Raw genomic sequence first — 3,345 nt, 5'->3', positions numbered from 1 at the left:
ATATTTACCGGCTGACAATGCCGGAAGGAAGTCATGTATGTCACATAAATCAAAGCCGGCGCTATGGCGTCGTCTAAAAATGAGTTATGTCGCTATGATAGCGGCGTGTTTTTTATTAGCGGTTAGTGCACTACCTAACCTTTACCCTAACAAATCTTGGTTGCACATTAGCTTGCCAGATCAAACTGTGACGCTGCAAAGTGTGACAACATCACTAAATCAACATGGTTTTGAAGTGACTGAAGCCAATGATAGCCAAGCACTGCTGGCTATTTTATTAGCTGAGCCTACTCAAAGTGCCAATGCGCTGAGTTTTATCAAAACACAATACCCACAACTAGAGGCTAAAATTGTTGAGCATGCGACAAGCCCGCAATGGCTCCAGCAGCTGGGTCTATCACCGATTAAATTGGGACTCGATTTAAATGGTGGGGTGTTATTTGTGCTTGATGTTGACCTTGATAAAGCAATGCAAGAGCACTTAAACAGTGTGTATCAACAAACTAAATTGACGCTTCGTAAAGACAAAATCCGTGGGATACGGGCAAGTGAAGTCAAAGAAGGGGTTGAGCTACAAATTTTACCAAGTGGTGAGGAGCAACTCGCAGGGCTTGTTTCAACGTTGCAAGGTCAATTCAAAGGCCTGATGCAAACTAAATCAACAACAAATAACCTAACCACGGTATTACTGCATTTTAATGAGCAAAGCCAAAGCGAATTTAATAAACAAGTTATGGCGCAAAGCTTAACAACCCTGCGTGGTCGTATTGAAGAGCTTGGTATCACAGAAGCGGTAACGCAAAGACAAGGTAAGCAGCGCATTCGCATTGAGTTACCCGGTGTGCAAGACCCATCAGAAGCTAAGCGTATTATTGGTGCAACTGCGACCCTCGATTTTTACCAGGTTGTCGAAGTAGGTGGTAAAGCGTTTAATGTGCAAGGCGGTGGCGTTGTTAATTTAAACCCTGTTGCGATTTTTTCAGGTGATCACATTAATAATGCCAGCGTTGGTAAAGATGAATGGGGCAAGCCTTTAGTTCAGCTTAGTTTAGATTCGCAAGGTGGCGATGCGATGTCTGCATTTTCTAAGCACAATATAGGAAAGCCTATGGCCACGGTGTATTCGGAATACTCTCGGGATGCAAATGGCGACGTTGTTAAAAAAAGCGAAGTGATCAATGTGGCAAACATTGCCCAGCATTTAAGTTCTCGTTTTAGTATTACTAATATGAAAAGCCCGCAAGCAGCCTACGATTTAGCGCTTTTACTGCGCGCAGGTTCACTCACAGCGCCAGTGACCATTGTACAAGAACAAACCATAGGCCCAAGCTTAGGCAGTGAAAACATTGAACACGGCTTAGCTGCGTTAATGCTGGGCATCGGTATTACCCTTGCATTTATGGCGCTTTGGTATCGTCGCTTAGGATTGATTGCCAATATTGCTTTACTCCTTAATTTAACGGCTTTAGTTGGTTTAATGTCGTTATTGCCGGGTGTTGTGTTGACACTGCCAGGTATTGCAGGGCTTGTTTTAACAATAGGGATGGCAGTTGATACAAATGTGATTATCTTTGAGCGAATAAAAGAAGAGAAACGTAAAGGTCGACCTACTTATCAAGCGATTGAACAAGGCTATAACCAAGCATTTACGACCATTTTTGATGCCAATGTAACAACCATGATCACAGCAATTATCCTATACGCCATTGGATATGGACCGGTTAAAGGCTTTGCAATCACATTAGCGCTTGGGCTATTAACTAGTGTCTTTACTGGCGTTTATATTTCAAAAGCGCTTAGCCAAACACTCTACATTAAACTAACCAATTTGACGGGGGCTAAAGCATGAGTTGGTCAACATTAACTGCGGCGAGTAAAGCACGCGTTTTAGGGCTAGTGCTAAGTTGTGTTTTAGTCATCGCGAGCCTAGGTGTTTTATCTGTAAAAGGGCTAAATTTTGGCCTTGATTTTACAGGTGGCTACATCAGTGAAATTAACACAACGTCAGTCACGACAATTGCTGATTTAAAGGCAAAGTTAAGCCCCGAGGTTGCAAGCAAATTAACCATCACTAAAGCAGGTGAATATCACTTTGTTTTAAGAGAAGCGCCAGAGGCTAGCAAAGGCAGTACTTGGCAAGCAGAGCTGAATGAGCAAGGTGTAGACTATAGCGTATTATCTAGCTCATTTTTAGGCTCACAAGTGGGTGATGAGCTTTTTGAACAAGGTTGTTTAGCTTTATTTGCGGCGCTGATTGCAATTATGGTTTATCTTGCAGTGCGCTTTGAGTGGCGACTCGCGGTAGGTTCAGTGGTTGCACTGTTACATGATTTAACTTTAGTGCTTGGTTTGTTTTCCTTGCTAGAGCTTGAGTTTAATTTAACCGTACTGGCGAGTTTACTAGCTATTATTGGCTATTCATTAAATGACTCAATTATAGTTGGCGACAGAGTCAGAGAGCTTTTACGTATTCAGTCAGACAATCAACGCATTAACACCCATGTTGTGATTAATGATGCAATTGGCTCTACGTTAACGCGTACATTGATCACCTCAGGCACAACACTTGCGACCATTGCCTGTATTTGGTTGCTTGCTGGTGCTGCATTAACGGGCTTTGCCATTGCGTTATTTGCAGGCATTGTGGTGGGAACCTTCTCATCGATTTGTATCGCCGCTACCTTGCCGCAGTTATTGGGGTTAAGTTCAGAAAATTACACCCAAACACTGGATGATAAAACCAAAGCCTATATGGACATGCCGTAAGTCAGTTTTATAACTTACTTTCATCAGCCGCTATTTTTCCATAGAATAGCGGCTTTTCTGTTTTAACTGCTTTGATATGAATAAAACACACGTAATTGAACATTTACGCTTTGCGCTAGAGGCACAACTGCAAAACGCCAAAGCAGCTGCAAAAGCGGCTCATGACGCTGCAACCCACGAAGAAAGTGTTGCTGAAACCCAATACGATACCTTGGGTTTAGAGGCCGCATACTTAGCGCAAGGGCAAGCTGAACGGGTTAATGAGTGCTACCGTGATATTCAGGCATTCAATACGGTGTTTAAAGAAAGCGAATTTAATAAGGTTCGTGAAGGTGCATTAGTGTGTCTTGTCGATGAACAAGATTACGCAAAGTGGTTTTTTATGGGCCCAAGTGCAGGTGGCTTAATAGTCACCGTAAAAGAACAGCCTATTTATGTTGTGACACGAGAAGCGCCGTTAGGTAAGCAATTGATTGGAAAGAGCCTTGATGATGAAGTTGAACTCTCTATTGCTGGCAATAAACAGTTGTACGCCATAGAACAGTTAATTTAATTATTGGTATTTTTAATCAGTAAATT

3 protein-coding genes are annotated in these 3,345 nt (G+C 42.4%); all 3 read left to right on the top strand.

Features of this window, described 5'->3' with window-relative positions:
• Positions 1–37 precede the first annotated feature (37 nt).
• The 3 genes from secD to L1D51_RS20995 all read left to right on the top strand — a co-directional run bounded on the left by secD (position 38) and on the right by L1D51_RS20995 (position 3,319).
• Complete coding sequence (gene secD / locus L1D51_RS21005; RefSeq protein WP_239964771.1) at positions 38–1,849, top strand: protein translocase subunit SecD; 1,812 nt, start codon at positions 38–40, stop codon at positions 1,847–1,849.
• Complete coding sequence (gene secF / locus L1D51_RS21000) at positions 1,846–2,766, top strand: protein translocase subunit SecF (protein WP_239964770.1); 921 nt, start codon at positions 1,846–1,848, stop codon at positions 2,764–2,766. Before secD ends, secF begins: the two co-directional genes overlap by 4 nt.
• A gap of 76 nt (positions 2,767–2,842) precedes the next feature.
• A complete protein-coding gene (locus tag L1D51_RS20995) occupies positions 2,843–3,319 on the top strand; it encodes a transcription elongation factor GreAB (RefSeq protein WP_054561626.1) in 477 nt (158 codons plus the stop codon).
• The last annotated feature ends 26 nt before the right edge of the window (positions 3,320–3,345 follow it).

The organism is Pseudoalteromonas shioyasakiensis (assembly GCF_022398475.1).
Classification (GTDB): domain Bacteria; phylum Pseudomonadota; class Gammaproteobacteria; order Enterobacterales; family Alteromonadaceae; genus Pseudoalteromonas.
Note: the sequence above shows the minus strand (reverse complement) of the source record. Positions and strands in the feature narration are given on the sequence as shown.